The following is a 20,933-nucleotide window of genomic DNA, read 5'->3' on the forward strand; positions in this document are numbered from 1 at the left end:
GGACCGGCCACTGCCCCACCTGCCGACAACCCACCCCGTGGCAGTCCTACGACACCGCCTAACAAAGCACTACTAGGTGAGGCCGGCGGTGCGGGCCCGTGCGACGGCGGGGCCGATGGCCTCGGCGACGGCGGCCACGTCCTCCTTGGTGGAGGTGTGCCCGAGGGTGAAGCGCAGGGTGCCGCGGGCGAGGTCCGGGTCGAGACCGGTGGCGAGCAGGACGTGGCTGGGCTGGGCGACGCCCGCGGTGCACGCGGAGCCGGTGGAGCACTCGATGCCCTGGGCGTCCAGCAGGAGCAGCAGGGAGTCGCCCTCGCAGCCGGGGAAGGTGAAGTGGGCGTTGGCGGGGAGCCGGTCGACGGGGTCGCCGCCGAGGATCGCGTCCGGGACGGCGGCCCGGACGGCGGCGACGAGGTCGTCGCGCAGGGCGCCGATCTCGCGGGCGAACCGCTCGCGGTGCTCCGCCGCGTGCTGTGCGGCCACCGCGAAGGCGGCGACGGCGGGCACGTCGAGGGTGCCGGAGCGGACGTGGCGTTCCTGGCCGCCGCCGTGCAGCACGGGCACGGGGCTGTACTCACGGCCGAGCAGCAGGGCGCCGATGCCGTAGGGCCCGCCGATCTTGTGGCCGGAGACGGTCATGGCGGCGAGCCCGGAGGCGGCGAAGTCGACCGGCAGCTGGCCGACGGCCTGGACCGCGTCGGAGTGCATCGGGATGTCGAACTCGCGGGCCACGGCGGCGAGTTCGGCGACGGGCATGACCGTGCCGATCTCGTTGTTGGCCCACATGACGGTGGCAAGGGCCACACTGTCCGGGTCGCGGGCGATGGCCTCGCGCAGCGCGTCGGGGTGGACGCGGCCGTACCGGTCGACGGGGAGGTACTCGATCGTGGCGCCCTCGTGCTCGCCGAGCCAGTGCACGGCGTCGAGGACGGCGTGGTGCTCCACGGGGCTGGCGAGCACCCGGGTGCGGCGGGGGTCGGCGGCCCGGCGAGCCCAGTACAGGCCCTTGACGGCGAGATTGTCCGATTCGGTGCCGCCGGAGGTGAGGACGACCTCGCTGGGGCGGGCGCCCAGGGCGGCGGCGAGGGTCTCGCGTGCTTCCTCGACGGTACGCCGGGCACGGCGCCCGGCGCCGTGCAGCGAGGAGGCGTTGCCGGTCACGGCGAGCTGGGCGGTCATCGCCTCGACCGCCTCCGGCAGCATGGGAGTGGTCGCGGCGTGGTCGAGGTAAGCCATGGTGGGTCGATTCTACGAGGCGGGGAGCCGCGGCCCACGCCGGGCGGTGCCTGACCTGGCCGGTTACCGCCCTTGCCGGGCCGCCGGGCGGTAGAGCGCGACGACGTCCGCCGCGGCGGCGGCCAGCAGGTCGCGGGCCTCCGGGGGGTCCAGTACCTCCACACTGCCTCCGAAGGCGAGCAGGGGGCGGGTGGAGCCGACGTCCGGGAGGGCGAGCTCGACCCGGGTCCACTCGCCGTCCGGTTCCGGCGGCCCGGTCATGCGGTCGCCGTGCAGCCGCAGGAAGCGGTCGAAGCGGTCGGTGTGGACCCTGGCGCGGACGAGGACCTCGGTGGGGCGCTGTTCGACCTGGCGGCGCAGCACCGCCCACACGTCGGCCAGCTCGGCGCCGGGGCGGCGGCGGACGGGGGCGTCGAGCACGGTGGCGGCGTGGACCCGGTCGGCGCGGTAGAGGCGGGGGGCGGTGTCGTGGTCGGCGACCAGGTACCAGACGCCGGCCTTGACGACGAGGCCGTACGGGTCGAGGACGTAGGTGGTGGGCTCGGGGGCTTCGCTGTGCCGGTAGGTCAGCCGCAGCCGGCGGTCGGCGAAGACGGCGCGGTTGAGGACGTCCAGGTCGACGTCGGCCTGCCGGGCGCGCATCCAGCGGTCGGGGTCGACGAGGATCCGGCGGCTGGTCAACTCGGCGGCGGGCCGGTGGGGTTCGGGCAGGGCGGCCATGACCTTGCGCAGGGCGGAGCCGAGGGCGTCGTCGAGCCCGAGGGCGGTGTGCGCCCCCTGCCCGGCGAGGACGAACAGGGCGCGCGACTCGTCCTCGGTCAGACCGGTGACATCGGTCCGGAACCCGGGCAGCAGCGCGATCCCACCGTGCCGGCCGCGCTCGGCGTACACGGGGACGCCGGCCGCGGAGAGCGCCTCGACGTCCCGGTAGATGGTCCGCACGGACCTTCGAGCCGCTCGGCGAGCTCCCCGGCGGGGACGAGCCCGCGGGTCTGGAGCAGCAGAAGGATGGAGAGCAGCCGGTCGGACTTCACCGGCCCGAATCTATCGTCCGGCGCCGCGCCCGGAAGCCCCGGCCCGATCCCCCGCCGCTAGCCCCTCGGCGCGCGCGCCAGTTGGCGGGACTGGGCCACCAGGCGGTCCGCGGAGTCCCAGACCTCGGCGTCCTCCTCCAGGAAGCCGCCGGCCAGGTTGCGCGTGGTGATCGAGACCCGCAGCGGGCCGGGGGCCGGGCGGCAGCGGATGTGGGTGGTGAGTTCCACCGTCGGCGTCCAGCCCTTGAGGCCGAGTTCGAACGAGGTCGGCGGCAGCGCGTCGACGGTGAGGAGCAGCGAGAGCGGGTCGGCGTCGCGGCCGTCCGCCAGGCCGAACCAGCCACGCATCTCGCCCTTGCCGGACGGCGCTCCGACCGCCCAGCCGACCGTCGCCGGGTCCAGCTTGATGTCCAGCCGGTCGGTGATCGCCGAGGAGCCGGGGATCTGGGGCGCTGGGCCGTCGGAGGGGCCGAGGCAGTGCTCGCGCGGCGGGATCGCCGGGGGCAGGGCGGTGGTGCGTACGTCGTCGGGGAGCGCGTCGAGGTCGCCGTACGAGGCGAGGACCCGGATGCGCTCGACCTCGGTGCCGTCCTCCTCGTACTGGAAGAGGGAGGCCTGGCCGGTGGAGAGCGTACGGCCGGTGCGGACGACGTCCGTGCGGATCACGGCGGGGCCGGGCGCGGAGGGCGTGAGGTAGTGCGCCGACACCGTGAAGGGGTCGGGGTGGGGCAGTGCGTCGCCCAGGGCGCGGCCGAGCAGCGCGAGGAGGTAGCCGCCGTTGACGGCGTGGATGATCGTCCACCCCGCCGAGAGCTCCGCGTCGTAGACGCCGGGCTCGCGCAGGGTGACAGCGGTGTCCCGGTCGAACTCGCTGTCGCCGATGAGTGCCTGAGCTGCCTGTGCCATGCCCGCACGGTACAACAGAAAACTACTAAGCGGTAGCTTTCTCGGGCTTCTCACGAGTCGAGGAACGCCGGTTCCAGGCCCGCGGGGCACGCCAGTGGTAACGCATGGCGAGCAGCCGCAGGGCGAAGGTGGTGAGGACGGCGATGGCGCTGGTGGCGGCGTTGAGGCTGTCGAAGCGGATGCACAGGACGACCATGGTCGCGCCGACGATGGCCGGCACGGCGTACAGGTCGCGGTCCCAGCGAAGCAGCGACGGCACCTCGTTGGCGAGGACGTCCCGCAGGACACCGCCCCCGACGGCGGTGGCGAGGCCGAGCACCGCGGAGGAGGTGAGGCCGAGGCCGTACTCGTACGCCTTGGTCGTGCCCGCCACGCAGAAGAGGCCGAGGCCGGCCGCGTCGAAGACGTTGACGGCGCTCTGGGTGCGCTCGACCACGGGATGCAGGAAGAACACCAGGACGGTCGCGACGAGCGGCATCAGGAAGTAGCCGAGATCGGTGAAGGCGGCGGGCGGTACGGCGCCGATGACCAGGTCCCGGAAGAGCCCGCCGCCGAGCGCGGTGACCTCGGCGAGCACCGCGATGCCGAAGACGTCGAAGTTCTTGCGGACGGCGAGCAGCGCGCCGGAGATGGCGAAGACGAAGATGCCGACGAGGTCGAGCGCGTGTTGGACGGAGGGGGTGAACAGTTCCTGGAGCACGGCGTCATTGTCACCCGTGAGAGTGGTGCGACCCGTTTCCTCGGCCGATCACCCTCCGAAGCGCGGCGCCCGGGCCCCCGCCGGCAGGCAGGGGTCCCGGGCGGGCCGTCACTTCTCCGGAGCCTCAGGGGTCTCCGAGGTCTCCGAGGATTCCGGCGTCTCCGAAGCCTCGGGCGCCTCAGGACCCTCCGAGCCCTCCGGACTCACCGAGGCCTTAGGCGTATCAGCGGTCTCAGGCGCCTCCGGCGCGTCGGACTTCGTCACCGACACCACCTCGATCGCGTCCCGGGCCGACGGGAGCACCGGCTCGTCCGGGGCCTGGTCGGGGGCGTTCTCCGGGTGGTGGCAGGCGACGCGCCGGCCCGGCAGGAGCTCCAGGAGCGGGGGCTCCTGGGTCTTGCAGATCTCCGTCGCCTTCCAGCAGCGGGTGTGGAAGCGGCAGCCCGAGGGCGGGGACAGCGGCGAGGGCACGTCGCCCTTCAGCAGGATCCGCTCGCTCTTCACGCCCCGGCGCCGGGGGTCCGGCACCGGCACCGCCGACATCAGCGCGTTCGTGTACGGGTGCATCGGCGCCTCGTACAGCGACTTGCGGTCCGCCAGCTCGACGATCTTGCCGAGGTACATCACCGCGATCCGGTCCGAGACGTGCCGGATGACCGACAGGTCGTGCGCGATGATCACATAGGTGAGACCGAGCTCGTCCTGGAGGTCGTCCAGCAGGTTCACCACCTGCGCCTGGATCGACACGTCCAGCGCGGAGACCGGCTCGTCGGCGACGACCAGCTTCGGCTTGAGCGCCAGGGCGCGCGCGATGCCGATGCGCTGGCGCTGACCACCGGAGAACTCGTGCGGATAGCGGTTGTAGTGCTCGGGGTTGAGGCCCACGAGCCCCAGCAACCGCTGGACCTCCTTCTTGACACCGCCCTCGGGCTCGACGCCCTGAAGCTTGAACGGCGCGCTGACGATCGTGCCGATCGTGTGGCGCGGGTTCAGCGAGGAGTACGGGTCCTGGAAGATCATCTGGACGTCACGGCGCAGCGGCCGCATCCCGCTCGCCGACAGATGGGTGATGTCGTGGCCCTGGAACTCGACCTTGCCGCCGGTCGGTTCGAGCAGCCGGGTGATCAGCCGGCCCATCGTCGACTTGCCGCAGCCGGACTCGCCCACCACGCCCAGGGTCTCGCCCGGGCGGACGTCGAAGGAGATCCCGTCCACGGCCTTGACCGCGCCCGTCTGACGCTGGAGCAGGCCCTTGCGCACCGGGAAGTGCTTGGTCAGGCCCTCTACCTTCAGCAGGGGCTCGGCAGTTGCGTTCTTGTCGCTCACAGCTTCGGCGCAATCTCTTCGGTCCAGATCCGGGTCCGCTCCTCCTGCGCCATGTGGCACGCCGAGAAGTGCCCGTTCCCGGTCTCCGTCAGCTCGGGGCGCGTCGTACGCGTGATGTCGTCCTTGGGGATGTCGGCGTACGGGCAGCGGGGGTTGAAGGCGCAGCCGTCCGGCACGTTGATCAGTGACGGGGGCGAGCCCTTGACCGGGATGAGCCGCTCGGTCTGGTCGCGGTCAATACGCGGCATCGAGCCGAGCAGACCCCAGGTGTAGGGGTGCTGGGGCTCGTAGAAGACCTGCTCGGCCGTGCCCCGCTCGACGCACCGGCCGCCGTACATCACCAGCAGCTTGTCCGCCATCTCGGCGACCACGCCGAGATCGTGCGTGATCATGATGACCGCGGAGCCGAACTCCTTCTGCAGGTCCCGGATCAGGTCGAGGATCTGCGCCTGGACGGTGACGTCAAGCGCCGTCGTCGGCTCGTCCGCGATGAGCAGCTGCGGGTTGTTGACCAGCGCCATGGCGATCATCGCGCGCTGGCGCATACCGCCGGAGAACTCGTGCGGGTAGGAGTCGACACGCTTGCCCGGCTCCGGGATGCCGACGCGGTCGAGCATCTCGATGGCGCGGGTACGGGCGGCCTTCTTGGTGACCTTGTTGTGGACCCGGTACGCCTCCACGATCTGCGCGCCGACCGTGTAGTACGGGTGCATCGCGGAGAGCGGGTCCTGGAAGATCATGGACATCTTCTGGCCGCGCAGCCGCCGCACGTGATCGGGGTCGGCGCCGATGAGCTCCTCGCCGTCCAGCCAGACCTCGCCGGAGATCCGGGCGTTGGGCGCCGCGCGGTGCAGGCCCAGGATGCCCAGCGAGGTGACGGACTTCCCTGAGCCGGACTCGCCGACGACACCCAGCGTCTCGCCGGGCTTCACGTCGAAGCTGACGCCGTCCACGGACTTGACCAGGCCGTCGTCGGTCTGGAAATGGATGCGCAGGTCACGTACGGAGAGGAAGGTGTCCTCGGTACCGGAGCGCTGCGCGGGCACCACTTCCCCGGGGGCGCCAGCAGTCTTGGAAACCTCGCTCACGAGTACCTCACCCTGGGGTCGATGGCGGCGTACACCAGGTCCACCAGCAGATTGCAGAAGACGATGAAGAAGGCGGCGGTCAGGGTCACGCCCATCACGATCGGCAGGTCGTTGTCCTGCACGCTCTTGATGGCGTACTTGCCCATGCCGTCGAAGGAGAAGACCGTCTCGGTGATGACGGCGCCGCCGAGCAGCAGACCGAAGTCCATGCCGAAGATGGTGACGATGGGCGTGAGCGCGGCCCGCAGGCCGTGCTTGCCGATGACCTGGCTCTCCTTGAGGCCCTTGGCGCGGGCCGTGCGGATGAAGTCCTCGCCCATGGTCTCCAGCATTCCGGCCCGGGTGAGCCGGGCGTAGAGCGCGGAGTAGAGGAAGGCCAGTGAGCACCACGGCACCAGCAGGTTCCAGGCCCATTCGCCCGGGTTCTCCGTGAACGGCACGTAGTTGATGCCGTCGGACCAGATCGGCCACTGCACGGTGAGGGTGGTGAGGGCGAGCATGCCGGTGAAGAAGATCGGGAGAGAGACGCCGGCGAGGGCGACGCTCATGAAGAAGCGGTCCAGGAACGAGCCGCGCTTAAGCGCGGAGACCACACCGGTGGCGACACCGCTGACCAGCCAGATCACGGCCGCGCCGATGGCGAGGGAGAAGGTGATCGGGACCCGGGCGACGATCTGGGGCCAGACCTCCACGTGCCGCCTGAAGGAGTATCCGAAGCACGGGGCATCGCAGCGGGTGGTCTCCGGGCCGAACTGGTAGTCGGCGCCGACGACGATCTGCCTGATGAAGTCCCAGTACTGGATGTAGAGCGGCTGGTCGAGGCCAAGGTTCTTCTTGACCGCGGCCACCGAGTCGGGGTTGGCGTCCTTGCCCACGTACTGGGCCGCCAGTTGGTCCATCGTCTGGCCCGCCAGACGGGGGACGAGGAAGAAGATCGCGAAGGTGACCGCGCTGACGATCAGCAGCAGTAGCACCGCGCCGAAGACGCGTCGGATGAAGTACGCAGCCACAGCTATCCGGCGCCGGTGCCCGCCGGGAGCCGGGGGTTACCCGTACTCCCGGCGGACACCGGAGCCATCACCTGCCTTTCGAACTCTCGGGGTGAGGACCCGCCGCTACTTGGCGGAGCCCATCAGCAGGTAGTCGTACATGCCGAGGTAGGCCTCGGTGATGGTGACGTTGGTCGCCGACTGGGGCCGCAGCAGCAGGTTCTTGCGGTAGACCAGCGGGACCGCGGTCGCGCCCTCGATGACGGCCTTGTCGACCTCGCCCCAGACCTTCTCGCGGGCGGCGGTGTCGGTGGTGGCGATGCCCTCGTTGAGGAGCTTGTTGACCTTCGGGTCGTTCAGTTCCTGGACGTTGTTGCCACCGGACGGCTTGATGGCCGAGCCGTTGACGATCTGGTCGAGGAAGCCGAAGCCGGTCGGCCAGTCGGCACCCCACGCGGTCATGATCATGCCGAGCTTGTTGGCGTGCACGTAGCTCGGGTTGCCCGCGAAGTTCTGGAAGTACTTACCGGCCGGGAAGGACTTGATCTCGGCGGTGATGCCGATCTTCTTCAGCGAGGCCTGGACGGCGGTGGCCATGGCCATCTCGGCGGGCCGGTCGGAGCGGGCCGACAGGTTGGTCGAGAAGCCGTTCGGCTGGCCGCACTTCTTCAGGTGCTCCTTGGCCTTGGCGACGTCGCCCTTGTGACCCTCGGTCGGGTACAGGTCGAACTTCGTGTAGCCGGCGACGCTCGGCGGGATCAGCGTCGTGGCCGGGTCACCCTTGGGCGCACCGCCCTGGGCTGCCGCGACCGACGCCTTGTCGATGCCCCACTGGACGGCCTTGCGGCACTCGATGTTGTTGAACGGCGCGACGTTGACGTTGAGCCCGATGTAGGACGTGGCGCCCGCGTACGGGTTGTCCGTCTGCTTCTGCAGCTTGGCGTCGGTCAGGACCTTCGGCTGGGTGGCCGGGGCGACACCGGTGCCCGCGCCGTCGACAGTGATGTTGTCGGCGATCAGGTTGTTGTCGACCGTCTCCTGCTTGACGCCGAAGCGGATGGTGATCTTGTCCGGCAGGGCCGGGCGGATCGGGTCCGTCTTCGGGTCCCACTGCGGGTTGCGGACGAGGGTGGCGGCCTTGCCCTCCTCGTACGACGCGAACTTGTACGGGCCGGAGGAGACCATCTTCTTGACGTACTCGGCACCCTTGTCGGCCTTGCGCGGCACGGGGGCCGTCTGCGAGAAGGTGGCGAGGTAGTCGAAGTCCGCGAAGGCGTTCTTCAGCTTGAAGACGATGGTGTGGTCGTCCGGCGTCTCGATGGAGGCGATACCGGCCGGGTTCTTGTCCTTGTACGGACCCTGGTACTTGTCGCCGCCGATGAGGTGGGCCTTGAAGTACGTCGGGCCGTTCGACAGCGCCTCGGGGGCGAAGTTCGAGCGCTCGACGGCGTACTTGACGTCCTTCGAGGTGATCGGCGTGCCGTCCTCGAACTTCAGACCCTTCTTGAGGGTGTACGTCCAGGTCTTCGCGTCGGCGCTGGGCTTGCCCAGGGACTCGGCGAGGTCGGGGACGACCTTCAGGCCTTCCTTGCCGGCGGCCGGCTTGAAGGAGGTCAGCGTACGGCCGTACAGACGGGCGAAGTTCTGCACCCAGCCGTAGTAGGTGTTGCCCGGGTCGAGGGAGTCCGGCTCGTCGGAGAACTCGAACGAGACCGTGCCGCCCTTCTTGTCGGACTTGTTGACGATGGAGGTCAGCGCGGCGTCCTTGGTGCCCGAGCCGCCCTTGCCCCCCTTGCCGTTGTCGGAACCACCGCACGCGGACGCCCCCAGCGCCAGCACCACAGTCGTGGCGACCAGAAGAGTCGCTTTTCTAGTCTTCACCTGAGGAAAGCCCCCTCATTCGTTGGTTACTTGCTGCGAGGGTCGAGGGCATCTCGCAGCCCGTCGCCCAGCAGGTTGAAGGCCAGGACCGTGATGAAGATCGCCAGGCCCGGCACGAACATGTACTGCGGATCGGCCTGGTAGGTGTCGACCGCTGTGGTGAGCATTCCGCCCCAGGAGGCCTGCGGCGGAGCGATGCCGACGCCGAGGTAGCTGAGACCCGCCTCGAAGAGGATGTTGGTGGGGATCAGCAGCGTGGCATAGACCAGGATCGGCGCCACCAGGTTCGGCAGCAGCTCCCGGAAGAGGATGAACGGGCCGCGCGCGCCGAGCGAGCGGGCCGCTTCGACGAACTCGCGGTTGCGCAGGCTCATCGTCTGGGCGCGCACGATGCGGCCCATGTACGGCCAGCTGAAGAAGCCGATCACGAAGATCAGCACGCTGATCCGCAGAGGCAGTCCGCTCAGGCCGAACGCGCCGTCCTGCAGGGTGGCCGAGAGGGAGATCGCGAAGAGGAGGAGCGGGAACGCCAGGAAGGTGTCCATCATCCGGCTGATCACGGTGTCGACCCAGCCGCCGTAGAAGCCGGCGACGATGCCCATGACCACGCCGATGACCACCGAGAGGACGGTGGCACCGCCCGCGACCAGCAGGGATACCCAGGAGCCCTCGATGATGCGGGCGAGGATGTCCCGGCCGAACTGCGGGTCGACGCCGAGCGGGTGGTCCCAGCTCATGCCGCCCCAGGCACCCTTGGGCGCCAGCAGGGCGGGGTCGATCAGGTCCTGGTTGAAGGCGTTGGGGTCCAGGCCGAAGACCCACTGGATGGGCTTGGCCAGCACGGCGAGCAGGACCAGCAGAAGGACGACCACGCCACCGGCGACCGCCAGCTTGTCACGCTTGAAGCGCGCCCAGGCGATCTGGCCGAGGGAACGGCCTTCGATCTGGCTCTGTTTGGCCCCCGTGAGTACTGCCTCCGGCTGCGCCTCGGCAGCCGATCCGGTGGTCTCGATCGGTGCGGTCACAGTGCCTTGACCCCTCCCGGCCGGCGGTGACCGGCCCGTACCCGCCGCTGCAACGGCTCCTCGCATCAGGTGGCGCAAGTGATGCCGATGGTGCGGAAATTACCCAGAACGCCGCATGTGATGCGACTCGCACAAAGGGCCGACGGCTCTTCGTTAGCGGGGAGTCTTCAACGGGTTTGCGATCACCCGCCAGACCTGACGAGGAATGTTTGCTCAAACGTGATGCGGTGCGTGGGCTTCCGTTATCCGGACGCCGGGATCACGTCAGCGGACCATCTCGGCCACTAATCCACCAGATCAGGACATAGCGCAACTGGCGTGCCGAGACGGCTAATTGGGGTAGCCGTAGCCCCCGCCGCCCGGCTGGGGAGCCACGTGGGCGTCGCGGTCGTAGAAGGGGCGGGTGTTGGCCCGCAGCCACATCGTGACGGGGTCGTAGGCGTCGGACATCGCGACCGTCGAGACCGGCAGTCCGTCCGGGACGGCGGCGATCGACTGCCGCATCATCGCGTGCACGGAGTCGACCGAGGACTGGCTCGTGTCGTACAGATCGAGACCGATGGCGAGGTACGGGGAGCCGAGGGCGGGCTGCACCCAGGCGCGGCGCAGGGAGCGGACCGCGGTGGTGCGGTGGGCGTTCTGCGTGAGCAGGGCGTAGAACTGCGGGATCTCGATGGCGGGCTCGGACAGCCGCAGCGGGCCGGCCGGCATCCGGTCGAGGCCGGTGGCGATCCGGCGCAGGTCCGCCCAGGGGATGCCGACGCCGCCGCCGGGGGCGTGCGGGTTGAGCCAGATGCCCCAGCGGTCGGGGTAGAGGGCGCGGGCGATGTCGTGGCCGGAGATCACCTCATGGGCGCGGTTCCAGCCGGAGGCGGCGAGCTCCTGGGCGGAGGTGACGCAGGGCGCGTAGCCGAGGCCGTCCACCTCCATGTTTCCGTACTGGGCGTCCGGGGATCCGGCCTGGCCGTGCCAGAGCAGCATCCAGACCTGGCCGTCGGCGAGGGCGTGCAGCAGCGCCTCGTACGCGTCGTAGCGTCCGGGCGTGACCTGGCGCAGCATGTGCTCGACCTGCCCGGCCGCGGCGGTGCCTGACGCACTCACTCTGGGTTCCGCCCCTCTTCGATCCACCGTCCGGCGTCCAGCTTATGCGCGGTTATGCGTAGGCACGCTGGTAGAAGGGGCGCACCTTCTCCAGCATCCAGTCGCCGAGCGGATCCTGGGCGATGTCCAGGAGGACCAGGCTGACCGGCCAGGAGACGGTGGTACGGGCCAGGGCGCGGCCGAGGGCGTCCAGCGGCGCGCTCCGGTCGTCGCCGTCGATCTCCACGCCGACCAGGAGGTTCGGGGCGTCGCCCTCGATGCTGGCGAGGGCGCGGCGGGCGGTACGGACGGTGCCGAGGGCGGTGAACTCGTCCCCCGCGGCGGAGAGGAAGTCGACCGGGTCGTCCTGCCAGTCCGGCTCGAAGAGCCGGACCCGGCCGCCGCTCGCGGGCCCGTCCAGCGGGGTCCGGCCGGTCCGGCACAGCTCGGCGACGGCGGGCGGGGGCAGGGGCGCACCGACGGCGCCGCCGGGGTTCACGGCGATGCCGAGCTGCGGGGGCAGGCCGCGGGCGAAGTCACGGGCGGGGGCGACGGTGTACGACATGTGGCTGCCGACACAGCTGAGGAACTGCTGCTCGGAGCTGTAGACCGGGACGTACGGCAGGCCGTCGATCTCCATGGTGGGCAGATCGAGGTCCCTGCTGTCGGGACCGCCGCCGCTCGGCAGCGGCACCCAGATCGGGCTGCGCCCCAGCACCTCGACGAGCCTGGCCCCTGCGGAGGGGTTGCCGAGCGAGGCGGCGAGCACCTCTTCGAGCTCGTTGCCCGGCCATGCGATGTCCACGGAGTCCCTTTCTGGCGCTCGTCCTGCGGCAGCACCCTAACGCCGTGGCGGCGGCGCGGGGGCCTGGTGTGCCCAAAAGGACAGTGAGCGACGGCTTCCGGTTCCCGCCGGTGGACGATCTCCCCCGGCCGGCCGGGGCGAAGGCCGTCGGCGGCGGCCGTGTCGGGCGGGCGCGGGCGAAGGCCGTCGGATGCGGCCCGGTGGGGCCCGGCCGCGTCGGAGCGGGCCGGCGCGCCAGGCCGGACGCGGTCCGAGCCCCCGTCGGGACCGGTCAGGGCCGGCCGCCGTGGGAGCCGGCCAGGTCAGTACCGCTCGCGTCGAGGCCGGCCGCCGGCGGAGTCGGCGGCTTCAGGGCCGGCCACCGTCGAAGCCCCACGTCAGGGCCGCGCGTGTCGAGGCCGGCCGGCCGTCGAAGCCCCCTGTCGGGGCCGGTCAGGACCGGCCCCCTCGCATCCGCCCCCGGCCGTCAGAGGTCGTCGCGGAACGCGATCCGGTGCAGCGTCGTCGCCGCGTCGCGGTCCAGGAGCGTGGCCGAGGCGCAGCCGCGCGGGAGGCGGGCGGACTCGGCGTCGCGGAGGAGGCGGGCGACCGCGCGGCGGTGGCGGGTGAAGGCGTAGCCGGAGACGCCGCGGCCCCGCTCCCGCTGGCCGGAGCGGGCCGTCTCGGGGGTCACGTCGAGCAGGACCAGGTGCAGGTCACGGCCGCGGCGGCGGGCCTCGCGGGCCAGCCAGCGGCGGACCCAGCTCTGGGTGCCGCAGTCGTGCACGACGACGCTGCGGCCCGAGCGCAGCGCCCGGCGCAGCCCGGCGTAGTGGGCGATCCGGGCCAGCGGGCGGTAGACGGCGTACGGCAGCCCGCGCGGCATCATCGCCTCCCAGCGCTCACGGGCGTCCTGGGAGTCGATGCCCCGCCCCTCCGCCGCGCGCCGGATCAGCGTGGACTTGCCGCTGCCGGGCAGTCCGGAGACCACGACCACGTCGCCGTCGGCGAAGTTCAGGGCCCGGGGGCCGTGCCCGCCACGGCCCCTCAGGTCACGCAGCACGGGCGCCTTCGCCCCCGCGGCGACCTGCCCGCGCGGTGTGGGCAGGCCCGCGGTCGTCGCGTAGGCACCGGTTCGCTGCAACGTCATCGCTACTCCCCCTGTCGGGTCGTGGGACCCTTGCCCATGGAGTGTAAAGAAAGGGTAATGGGCCACAAGCGATTTGCCGATGAGACCCCTCGTGCAATGATGTGCGCGCCAAGCGCGCACGCACATGTGTGCGCTCTCACAACCTCATACCGGCCGCTTGAATCCGCGCGGGAGAGTTCCGGACCGTACGACGGCACCCGGACGCCGAAGGAGCAAGTCCCTCCCTTGAATCTCTCAGGCCCCGTACCGCGTGGATGAGGCAGATCTGAAAAGCGAGCCGCCCGGCGGCTCCACCCAAGGTGCAAGTCATGACCTGTTGTACGTACGGGTCGTGGTGAACCTCTCAGGTTCGATGACAGATGGGGAGGATTGTCCTCGCCAGTCATGCCCTTTCATGCCTTGGGACCCGGGAGCCACATCACCATGAGCAACGCCCCCCGTCTGACCCCCCACCCGTCGCCCGCCACCGCCCTGTCGGAAGGCGCTTCGCGCCGCTCCCCCCTCCTGGCCACGCATCGTGCGCTGGGCGCCACCATGACCGACTTCGCGGGCTGGGACATGCCGCTGCGGTACGGCAGTGAGCGCGACGAGCACAACGCCGTCCGCACCAAGGCCGGCCTCTTCGACCTCTCGCACATGGGCGAGATCACGGTCACCGGCGCTCAGGCCGCCGACCTGCTGGACCACGCGCTCGTCGGCAACATCGGCACCGTGGGTGTCGGGCGCGCCCGGTACACGATGGTCTGCCAGGAGGACGGCGGCATCCTCGACGACCTGATCGTCTACCGCCTCCAGGACCAGGAGTACATGGTCGTCGCCAACGCCTCCAACGCGCAGACCGTCCTGGACGCGCTGACCGAGCGTGCGGCCGGCTTCGACGCGGAGGTACGGGACGACCGCGACGCGTACGCCCTGATCGCCGTGCAGGGCCCCGAGTCCCCCGGCATCCTGAAGTCCCTCACCGACGCCGACCTGGACGGGCTGAAGTACTACGCCGGTCTGCCGGGCACGGTCGCCGGCGTCCCCGCGCTGATCGCCCGTACCGGCTACACCGGCGAGGACGGCTTCGAGCTCTTCGTCGCCCCCGAGCACGCCGTCGAGCTGTGGCAGGCGCTGACCAAGGCCGGCGAGGGCGCCGGTCTCGTCCCCTGCGGGCTGTCCTGCCGGGACACGCTGCGCCTGGAGGCGGGCATGCCGCTGTACGGGCACGAGCTGACCACCTCGCTGACGCCGTTCGACGCCGGTCTGGGCCGGGTCGTCAAGTTCGAGAAGACCTCGAACGGCGGGGCCTTCGTCGGCCGCGCCGCCCTGGAGGCCGCCGCCGAGCGCGCCGCCACCAACCCGCCGCGCAAGCTGGTCGGCCTGATCGCCGAGGGCCGCCGGGTCCCGCGCGCCGGCATGCCGGTGGTGGCGGACGGCAAGGTGATCGGCGAGATCACCTCCGGCGCCCCCTCCCCGACGCTGGGCAAGCCGATCGCCATGGCGTACGTGGACGCCGCGCACGCCGAGCCGGGCACGCAGGGTGTCGGCGTGGACATCCGCGGCACCCACGAGCCGTACGAGGTCGTGGCGCTGCCCTTCTACAAGCGCCAGAAGTGACACTGAGCACGTCTCGTCCCGCAGATCACTCCCCGTTCATCAGCACTCCCCCGCGTACAGGAGAATTCAGGCCATGAGCAACCCCCAGCAGCTGCGCTACACCAAGGAGCACGAGTGGCTGTCGGTCGCCGAGGACGGCGTCGCGACGGTCGGTATCACGGAGTTCGCGGCCAACGCGCTCGGTGACGTCGTCTACGCCCAGCTCCCGGAGGTCGGCGACACCGTCACCGCGGGCGAGTCCTGCGGCGAGCTGGAGTCGACCAAGTCGGTCAGCGACCTGTACGCGCCGGTGACCGGCGAGGTCGTGGCGGCCAACCAGGACGTGGTGGACGACCCGTCGCTGGTGAACTCGGCTCCGTTCGAGGGCGGCTGGCTCTTCAAGGTGCGCGTGACCGGTGAGCCGGACGACCTGCTCTCCGCGGACGAGTACACCGAGTTCTCCGGCAGCTAAGGATCTTCCCGATGTCGCTTATGAACACCCCTCTCCACGAGCTGGACCCGGACGTCGCCGCCGCTGTCGACGCCGAGCTCCACCGCCAGCAGTCCACCCTCGAGATGATCGCGTCGGAGAACTTCGCTCCGGTCGCCGTCATGGAGGCGCAGGGCTCGGTCCTCACCAACAAGTACGCCGAGGGCTACCCCGGCCGCCGCTATTACGGCGGCTGCGAGCACGTCGACGTGGCCGAGCAGATCGCGATCGACCGGGTCAAGGACCTGTTCGGGGCCGAGTACGCGAACGTGCAGCCGCACTCCGGCGCCTCCGCGAACCAGGCCGCGCTCTTCGCGATCGCCCAGCCCGGCGACACGATCCTGGGCCTGGACCTGGCCCACGGCGGTCACCTCACCCACGGCATGCGGCTGAACTTCTCCGGCAAGCAGTTCAACGTGGTCGCGTACCACGTCGACGACGCCGGTCTGGTCGACATGGCCGAGGTCGAGCGCCTGGCCAAGGAGCACCGCCCGAAGGTGATCATCGCGGGCTGGTCGGCGTACCCGCGCCAGCTGGACTTCGCGGAGTTCCGCCGGATCGCCGACGAAGTCGAGGCGTACCTGTGGGTCGACATGGCCCACTTCGCGGGCCTGGTCGCCGCCGGTCTGCACCCGAACCCGGTCGAGTACGCGGACGTGGTGACCTCCACCACGCACAAGACGCTCGGCGGCCCGCGTGGCGGCATCATCCTGGCGAAGAAGGAGTTCGCGAAGAAGCTGAACTCCTCGGTCTTCCCCGGTTTCCAGGGCGGCCCGCTGGAGCACGTGATCGCGGCCAAGGCGGTCTCCTTCAAGGTCGCGGCCTCGGAGGAGTTCAAGGAGCGCCAGCGGCGCACCGTGGAGGGTGCCCGCATCCTCGCCGAGCGCCTGGTCCGCTCCGACGTCGTCGAGCACGGTGTGTCGGTGCTCTCCGGCGGTACGGACGTCCACCTGGTCCTGGTCGACCTGCGCAACAGCGAGCTCGACGGCCAGCAGGCCGAGGACCGGCTCCACGAGGTCGGCATCACGGTCAACCGGAACGCGATCCCGAACGACCCGCGTCCCCCGATGGTCACCTCGGGTCTGCGCATCGGTACGCCGGCGCTCGCCACCCGTGGTTTCCAGGCCGAGGACTTCACCGAGGTCGCGGACGTGATCGCGGAGACCCTGAAGCCGGACTTCGACGCCGAGGCGCTGAAGGCCCGGGTGTCCGCGCTCGCCGCGAAGCACCCGCTGTACCCCGGTCTGTCGGCTTCCTGAAGTAATTTCGTACGCTTTAGTTCGTACGAGACATCCGGGGCACCCCGCACACTGGACAGTGAGCGCGGTGCCCCGGCCCTTGCTCCCCCCTCATCAGCCCCATCGCACCGCCTCTGCATCACCCCGGCAGACAACGGCGTCTTCCCCCACAAGGAGTCCCCCGTGGCCATCTCGGTCTTCGACCTGTTCTCGATCGGCATCGGCCCGTCCAGCTCCCACACCGTGGGCCCGATGCGCGCCGCCCGGATGTTCGCCCGCCGGCTGAAGAACGAGGGTCTGCTCGCGCACACCGTCTCCATACGGGCCGAGCTGTACGGCTCGCTGGGCGCGACCGGCCACGGCCACGGCACGCCGAAGGCCGTCCTGCTGGGCCTGGAGGGGAACTCGCCGCGCACCGTCGACGTCGAGACCGCCGACGAGCAGGTCGAGCGGATCAAGACGGAGAAGCGGATCAACGTCCTCGGCATGCACGAGATCGGCTTCGACTTCGACGAGGACCTGATCCTGCACCGCCGCAAGGCGCTGCCGTACCACGCCAACGGCATGACGATCTTCGCGTACGACGCGGAGGGCGCCCTGATCCTGGAGAAGACGTACTACTCCGTGGGCGGCGGCTTCGTGGTGGACGAGGACGCGGTCGGCGAGGACCGGATCAAGCTCGACGACACCGTGCTGAAGTACCCCTTCCGCACTGGTGACGAGCTGCTGCGGATGGCCAAGGAGTCCGGTCTGTCGATCTCCGCGATGATGCTGGAGAACGAGAAGGCCTGGCGCACCGAGGAGGAGATCCGCGAGGGCCTGCTGGAGATCTGGCAGGTCATGCAGGCCTGCGTCTCGCGCGGCATGTCGCGCGAGGGCATCCTGCCGGGCGGCCTGAAGGTCCGCCGCCGCGCGGCGACGCTCGCCCGCAAGCTGCGCTCCGAGGGCGACCCGGCGGCGCACGCCATGGAGTGGATCACCCTCTACGCGATGGCCGTGAACGAGGAGAACGCCGCGGGCGGCCGGGTCGTCACCGCCCCGACCAACGGCGCCGCGGGCATCATCCCGGCCGTTCTGCACTACTACATGAACTTCGTCCCCGGCGCCGATGAGGACGGCGTGGTCCGCTTCCTGCTGGCCGCGGGCGCGGTCGGCCTCCTGTTCAAGGAGAACGCCTCCATCTCGGGCGCCGAGGTCGGCTGCCAGGGCGAGGTCGGCTCGGCCTGCTCGATGGCGGCGGGCGCCCTCGCCGAGGTCCTGGGCGGCAGCCCGGAGCAGGTGGAGAACGCCGCCGAGATCGGCATGGAGCACAACCTGGGCCTGACCTGCGACCCGGTCGGCGGCCTGGTCCAGATCCCGTGCATCGAGCGCAACGGCATGGCGTCGGTGAAGGCGGTCACGGCGGCGAAGATGTCGATGCGCGGCGACGGCAGCCACCTGGTCTCCCTCGACAAGGTCATCAAGACCATGAAGGAGACCGGCGCGGACATGTCGGTCAAGTACAAGGAGACGGCGCGGGGCGGTCTCGCGGTGAACATCATCGAGTGCTGAGGATGTGGGCCCTGACCAGCGCGTTTCCTTCTTTCGGCGCTGTCAGGGCCTTCCCTGTTTACGTGGCGGAAAGTCCCTGGAATCTCCCTGGGACAGACGTGAAAGTCCCTGCAAAGTCCCTGGCCTCACCGCAAGAATCGGTGTCTGACCTAGCGCCATAGCGCCTCCTCAATGACGGATCTCCCTCATGGGAGGTCGGGCCACCCCCATCAAATAACAAGAGTTTTGTTAAGGTGGCTCTATGGCTGCCTCCCCCGCTCCTGGCGAAGGACCCGTCCGGCCCGTATCCGTCTCGCTCCACGAAGGAACCATCGCTGCCCTCAAAGCGCGTACGGGCAAACGAGGCATGTCCGCCTACGTCGAGGCCCTCATCCAGCGCCAACTGGAACGGGACCGACTTCGCGAGCTCATCGATGACGCGGAAGCCGAACACGGCCCGGTCGATCAGGCAGCGGTCGACGCCAAGCGCGCGATTCTCCGCGGTGACACCGCGGGCTCGGCGGATGCCGCGTGAGCGGCACGCTCGTCCTGGACTGCGAAGGCTTGTCCAAACTGGTGAGACGCACACCCGAGATCACAGAGTGGCTGGCCGCGGCCGAGGCCGAAGACATCCGTGTCGTCACCAGCTCCGTCACCCTCGTCGAAGCCCGCGACCCCAAGGTCAACCAGGCCCGCTTCGACTACGCCGTCTCCCGCGTGAACATCATCCCACCCACGGAAGCCATCGCCCGCTACGCCAGCAAGATCCTCGCCACGGCAGGTCTGCATGGCCATAAATACGCCCTCGACGCCATCGTTGCCGCCACCGCACTCACCTCGCCCGCTCCGGTGACCGTCCTCACCTCGGACCCTGAGGATCTCCTGATGCTCTGCGGCCCCGGCGTCAGCGTGATCAAAATCTGACACCGGAAGTGACGAAGCGGTCGCCACCACTACCCGCATCGTGACGCTCCTGGCCGACGCCCCCTGAAGGGCGCTCCGACGGAACTGGACGAGTCCCGCCTGCGCGACTGAACCTCCAGGCCCGCAAGCCGGTCGAGACGAAGGTCGTGGAGTCGACCGACCGCCCGATCACGGCGGCGCTCCCCCCGGACGCTGCGCGGCAAGCATGGACGCTCGAACAAGGGCCCGGGATCCGTGGATCCCGGGTAATCACGCATGCCCTGACGCGGGCACCGACAGTGACTTCACGGAAGGCGCGGAACCAGCTCCAGCCAGGCGCGAGTTTCCTGGAAGGAGGGGGCATCACCTTCCAGGAGTGCGCGGAGCGGAAGCAGCGGAGTCAGCATGTTCTTGATCCGTCGCGGTTGAAGCATCTACTCCCGCGGTGCTGACTTCGTCCGAGAGACCACGAGACTGCATGCCACCGACGGCGAAATCGCGCAACTGTTCCCAGTGCTGGAGCGTCCGTGCCTCCGCGTCGGGCGACAGTGAAACCCGCTCCAGGTCCTCCAGCGAGAATCCGAGCAGCTGGCCCTGGCTCCGTGACCGCCGTGCGTGTGCGGGGAACGGTCAGAGGATGGGGATTCCCGCACGTTCAAACGCCTCCTTCCCGCTCAATGGCAACGCCCAGGACCTCCTGATGGGCGCCCCGACGGAGCTGGACGAGGCGCGCCTGCGCGAGCTGAACATCCAGCTCCGCAAGCCGATCGAGAAGGCCACGGAGAAGCCCTCCGACGGCCGCCCGATCACCGAGTCCGTCCACCCAGAGGCCAGCCGGTAACCATCCTCCGTCGCACGGACGAGTGAAGGCTCGGGATCTTCGGATCCCGGGCCTTTCTCGCACATGGGGCGACCCGCCGCCGCCCCGTATACCGCCGGCCGAACCTCGTGAGGAGATCCGGGCGGCGGCAGGGGAACTCACGTCATCGACGCGCGGAACCTCTCCATGGAGGAAGCGAGATCCCTTCTCGCACCGCCCGCTGCGGGAAGAGCCGAAAGGGACCTCTCCTCAAGCTCCCCAGTGGCGCGCAGAACCGCGTCCGCGAGCTCTTCGGGAGTGCACTTCCCCAGCACCGCCCCCTTCGCGGAAACCGCGACCACCCCCTTGCGATCGCGCGTGAAGTCGAGCCGGAACGACGTGTCGGTACCCACGAACGAAACCGCCTTCTTCTCGCCGGTGAAGAGGGGCCGAATCGAGTCGAGAAGGAGGGGGATCGAGAGGTAGATCATCATCCCTTGGTCGGGGACATGGCCCGCCGACCCCACAGACCCGCTCTCCCCCTCGCAGGTGATGTCCCCGAGGTCGAACTCACTGGGTTCACCCTGGTCGGGGCGGACGGTGAACGTCATCTTGATCACGGGCTGTAGCTCTTCCTATCGGGAAGAAGGTGACGATGCGATTCGCGTCGGTGGAGTCCACGACCAGGCGGTAGTTGGCCCGCATTCCATTGACCGTCATCCGCTTTTCGAACGTCTGGTACTGATTGTTCGGATCGGAAACGCGGTTGCCCTTCTCCACCATCTTCTCCGCCGCTGCCTCTACCTGTGCGCGTGTCGTGGTGGGGGGCATGAGATCGCCGTGGCCCCCCCTGGCCGTACCGCTGATGTGCCTCTCCTCGATGTGCCGCCACCCCTGCTTCGCGTTGCCGTCCTCCATTCTCGGTTTCGCCCGGCACAGCGCCAGCCCGAGGGGGTCCATCCACGTGTACGGGTTGGGGCCGTACCAGCGCGGATTCGGACCACCCTCCAACCCGATCGGATCCGGGCTGACGTAGTGCGAGACGTCGGGGTCGTAATTGAAGTTCCCCCTTGAGCCTGGACAGCGGGTGGTTACGCTGCGGGGGCGAGGTCTTGCGCAGTCAGCGCCCTGGTTTCAACGGGGGTGACGTACCCGTAGACGGGATGCTTGCGCAGGCGGGTGCGGTTGTACTCGAC

19 protein-coding genes, 3 pseudogenes and 1 riboswitch are annotated in these 20,933 nt (G+C 69.8%); of the genes and pseudogenes, 7 read left to right on the forward strand and 15 right to left on the reverse strand.

Features of this window, described 5'->3' with window-relative positions:
• Positions 1-72: 72 nt before the first annotated feature.
• The 12 genes and pseudogenes from IEZ01_RS33490 to IEZ01_RS33545 all read right to left on the reverse strand — a co-directional run bounded on the left by IEZ01_RS33490 (position 73) and on the right by IEZ01_RS33545 (position 13,199).
• Positions 73-1,236, reverse strand: a complete 1,164-nt coding sequence (locus IEZ01_RS33490) for a cysteine desulfurase family protein (RefSeq protein ID WP_019889643.1) — start codon at positions 1,234-1,236, stop codon at positions 73-75.
• 63 nt (positions 1,237-1,299) lie between these two features.
• Positions 1,300-2,270: pseudogene (locus tag IEZ01_RS33495) on the reverse strand (helix-turn-helix transcriptional regulator).
• A gap of 57 nt (positions 2,271-2,327) precedes the next feature.
• Complete coding sequence (locus IEZ01_RS33500; RefSeq protein WP_019889640.1) at positions 2,328-3,176, reverse strand: thioesterase family protein; 849 nt, start codon at positions 3,174-3,176, stop codon at positions 2,328-2,330.
• 25 nt (positions 3,177-3,201) lie between these two features.
• Complete coding sequence (locus IEZ01_RS33505) at positions 3,202-3,876, reverse strand: trimeric intracellular cation channel family protein (protein ID WP_019889639.1); 675 nt, start codon at positions 3,874-3,876, stop codon at positions 3,202-3,204.
• 108 nt (positions 3,877-3,984) lie between these two features.
• Positions 3,985-5,202, reverse strand: a complete 1,218-nt coding sequence (locus IEZ01_RS33510) for an ABC transporter ATP-binding protein (RefSeq protein WP_019889638.1) — start codon at positions 5,200-5,202, stop codon at positions 3,985-3,987.
• Entirely contained in the window at positions 5,199-6,290 is a 1,092-nt protein-coding gene (locus IEZ01_RS33515; protein WP_028798007.1) for an ABC transporter ATP-binding protein, read from the reverse strand. Before IEZ01_RS33515 ends, IEZ01_RS33510 begins: the two co-directional genes overlap by 4 nt.
• Entirely contained in the window at positions 6,287-7,300 is a 1,014-nt protein-coding gene (locus tag IEZ01_RS33520; RefSeq protein ID WP_019889636.1) for an ABC transporter permease, read from the reverse strand. Before IEZ01_RS33520 ends, IEZ01_RS33515 begins: the two co-directional genes overlap by 4 nt.
• Before the next feature lie 105 nt (positions 7,301-7,405).
• The gene (locus tag IEZ01_RS33525; RefSeq protein ID WP_019889635.1) at positions 7,406-9,160 is read right to left on the reverse strand and encodes an ABC transporter substrate-binding protein; all 1,755 of its coding nucleotides are present in this window, start codon (positions 9,158-9,160) and stop codon (positions 7,406-7,408) included.
• 26 nt (positions 9,161-9,186) lie between these two features.
• On the reverse strand, positions 9,187-10,185 hold the full coding sequence (locus IEZ01_RS33530; protein ID WP_019889634.1) for an ABC transporter permease: 999 nt from the start codon (positions 10,183-10,185) through the stop codon (positions 9,187-9,189).
• Between the two features lie 330 nt (positions 10,186-10,515).
• Complete coding sequence (locus IEZ01_RS33535) at positions 10,516-11,286, reverse strand: enhanced serine sensitivity protein SseB C-terminal domain-containing protein (protein ID WP_019889633.1); 771 nt, start codon at positions 11,284-11,286, stop codon at positions 10,516-10,518.
• Between the two features lie 52 nt (positions 11,287-11,338).
• Entirely contained in the window at positions 11,339-12,070 is a 732-nt protein-coding gene (locus IEZ01_RS33540; protein WP_189205521.1) for an enhanced serine sensitivity protein SseB, read from the reverse strand.
• Positions 12,071-12,536: 466 nt separating this feature from the next.
• On the reverse strand, positions 12,537-13,199 hold the full coding sequence (locus tag IEZ01_RS33545; RefSeq protein ID WP_019889631.1) for an AAA family ATPase: 663 nt from the start codon (positions 13,197-13,199) through the stop codon (positions 12,537-12,539).
• 158 nt (positions 13,200-13,357) lie between these two features.
• Positions 13,358-13,458, forward strand: a riboswitch (glycine riboswitch).
• A gap of 164 nt (positions 13,459-13,622) precedes the next feature.
• Between IEZ01_RS33545 and gcvT the strand changes: the two genes are divergently transcribed.
• The 7 genes and pseudogenes from gcvT to IEZ01_RS33580 form a co-directional block, all read left to right on the forward strand.
• Complete coding sequence (gene gcvT / locus IEZ01_RS33550; protein WP_019889630.1) at positions 13,623-14,798, forward strand: glycine cleavage system aminomethyltransferase GcvT; 1,176 nt, start codon at positions 13,623-13,625, stop codon at positions 14,796-14,798.
• 73 nt (positions 14,799-14,871) lie between these two features.
• Complete coding sequence (gcvH, locus tag IEZ01_RS33555) at positions 14,872-15,249, forward strand: glycine cleavage system protein GcvH (RefSeq protein WP_019889629.1); 378 nt, start codon at positions 14,872-14,874, stop codon at positions 15,247-15,249.
• Between the two features lie 11 nt (positions 15,250-15,260).
• Positions 15,261-16,526 carry a serine hydroxymethyltransferase gene (gene glyA / locus IEZ01_RS33560; RefSeq protein ID WP_028798005.1) on the forward strand — a complete coding sequence of 422 codons (1,266 nt, stop codon included), beginning with the start codon at positions 15,261-15,263 and terminating at the stop codon, positions 16,524-16,526.
• A 162-nt stretch (positions 16,527-16,688) separates the two neighbouring features.
• Entirely contained in the window at positions 16,689-18,056 is a 1,368-nt protein-coding gene (locus tag IEZ01_RS33565) for an L-serine ammonia-lyase (protein ID WP_019889625.1), read from the forward strand.
• Between the two features lie 346 nt (positions 18,057-18,402).
• Positions 18,403-18,570 carry a hypothetical protein gene (locus IEZ01_RS36155; RefSeq protein WP_019889624.1) on the forward strand — a complete coding sequence of 56 codons (168 nt, stop codon included), beginning with the start codon at positions 18,403-18,405 and terminating at the stop codon, positions 18,568-18,570.
• Positions 18,567-18,959, forward strand: coding sequence for a type II toxin-antitoxin system VapC family toxin (locus IEZ01_RS33575; RefSeq protein ID WP_019889623.1), 393 nt, complete (start codon positions 18,567-18,569; stop codon positions 18,957-18,959). Before IEZ01_RS36155 ends, IEZ01_RS33575 begins: the two co-directional genes overlap by 4 nt.
• 631 nt (positions 18,960-19,590) lie before the next feature.
• Positions 19,591-19,779: pseudogene (locus IEZ01_RS33580) on the forward strand (aspartate--tRNA ligase); the annotation flags it as partial.
• Between the two features lie 137 nt (positions 19,780-19,916).
• On the opposite strand, the gene IEZ01_RS33585 reads toward IEZ01_RS33580, so the two are convergent.
• The 3 genes and pseudogenes from IEZ01_RS33585 to IEZ01_RS35805 all read right to left on the reverse strand — a co-directional run.
• Complete coding sequence (locus IEZ01_RS33585; RefSeq protein WP_019889620.1) at positions 19,917-20,357, reverse strand: hypothetical protein; 441 nt, start codon at positions 20,355-20,357, stop codon at positions 19,917-19,919.
• Positions 20,317-20,655 carry a hypothetical protein gene (locus tag IEZ01_RS33590; RefSeq protein ID WP_189205523.1) on the reverse strand — a complete coding sequence of 113 codons (339 nt, stop codon included), beginning with the start codon at positions 20,653-20,655 and terminating at the stop codon, positions 20,317-20,319. Before IEZ01_RS33590 ends, IEZ01_RS33585 begins: the two co-directional genes overlap by 41 nt.
• Before the next feature lie 36 nt (positions 20,656-20,691).
• Positions 20,692-20,784: pseudogene (locus IEZ01_RS35805) on the reverse strand (RHS repeat-associated core domain-containing protein); the annotation flags it as partial.
• Between the last annotated feature and the right edge of the window lie 149 nt (positions 20,785-20,933).

The sequence above is a fragment of the Streptomyces purpureus genome (assembly GCF_014648195.1).
GTDB classification, from domain to species: domain Bacteria; phylum Actinomycetota; class Actinomycetes; order Streptomycetales; family Streptomycetaceae; genus Streptomyces; species Streptomyces purpureus.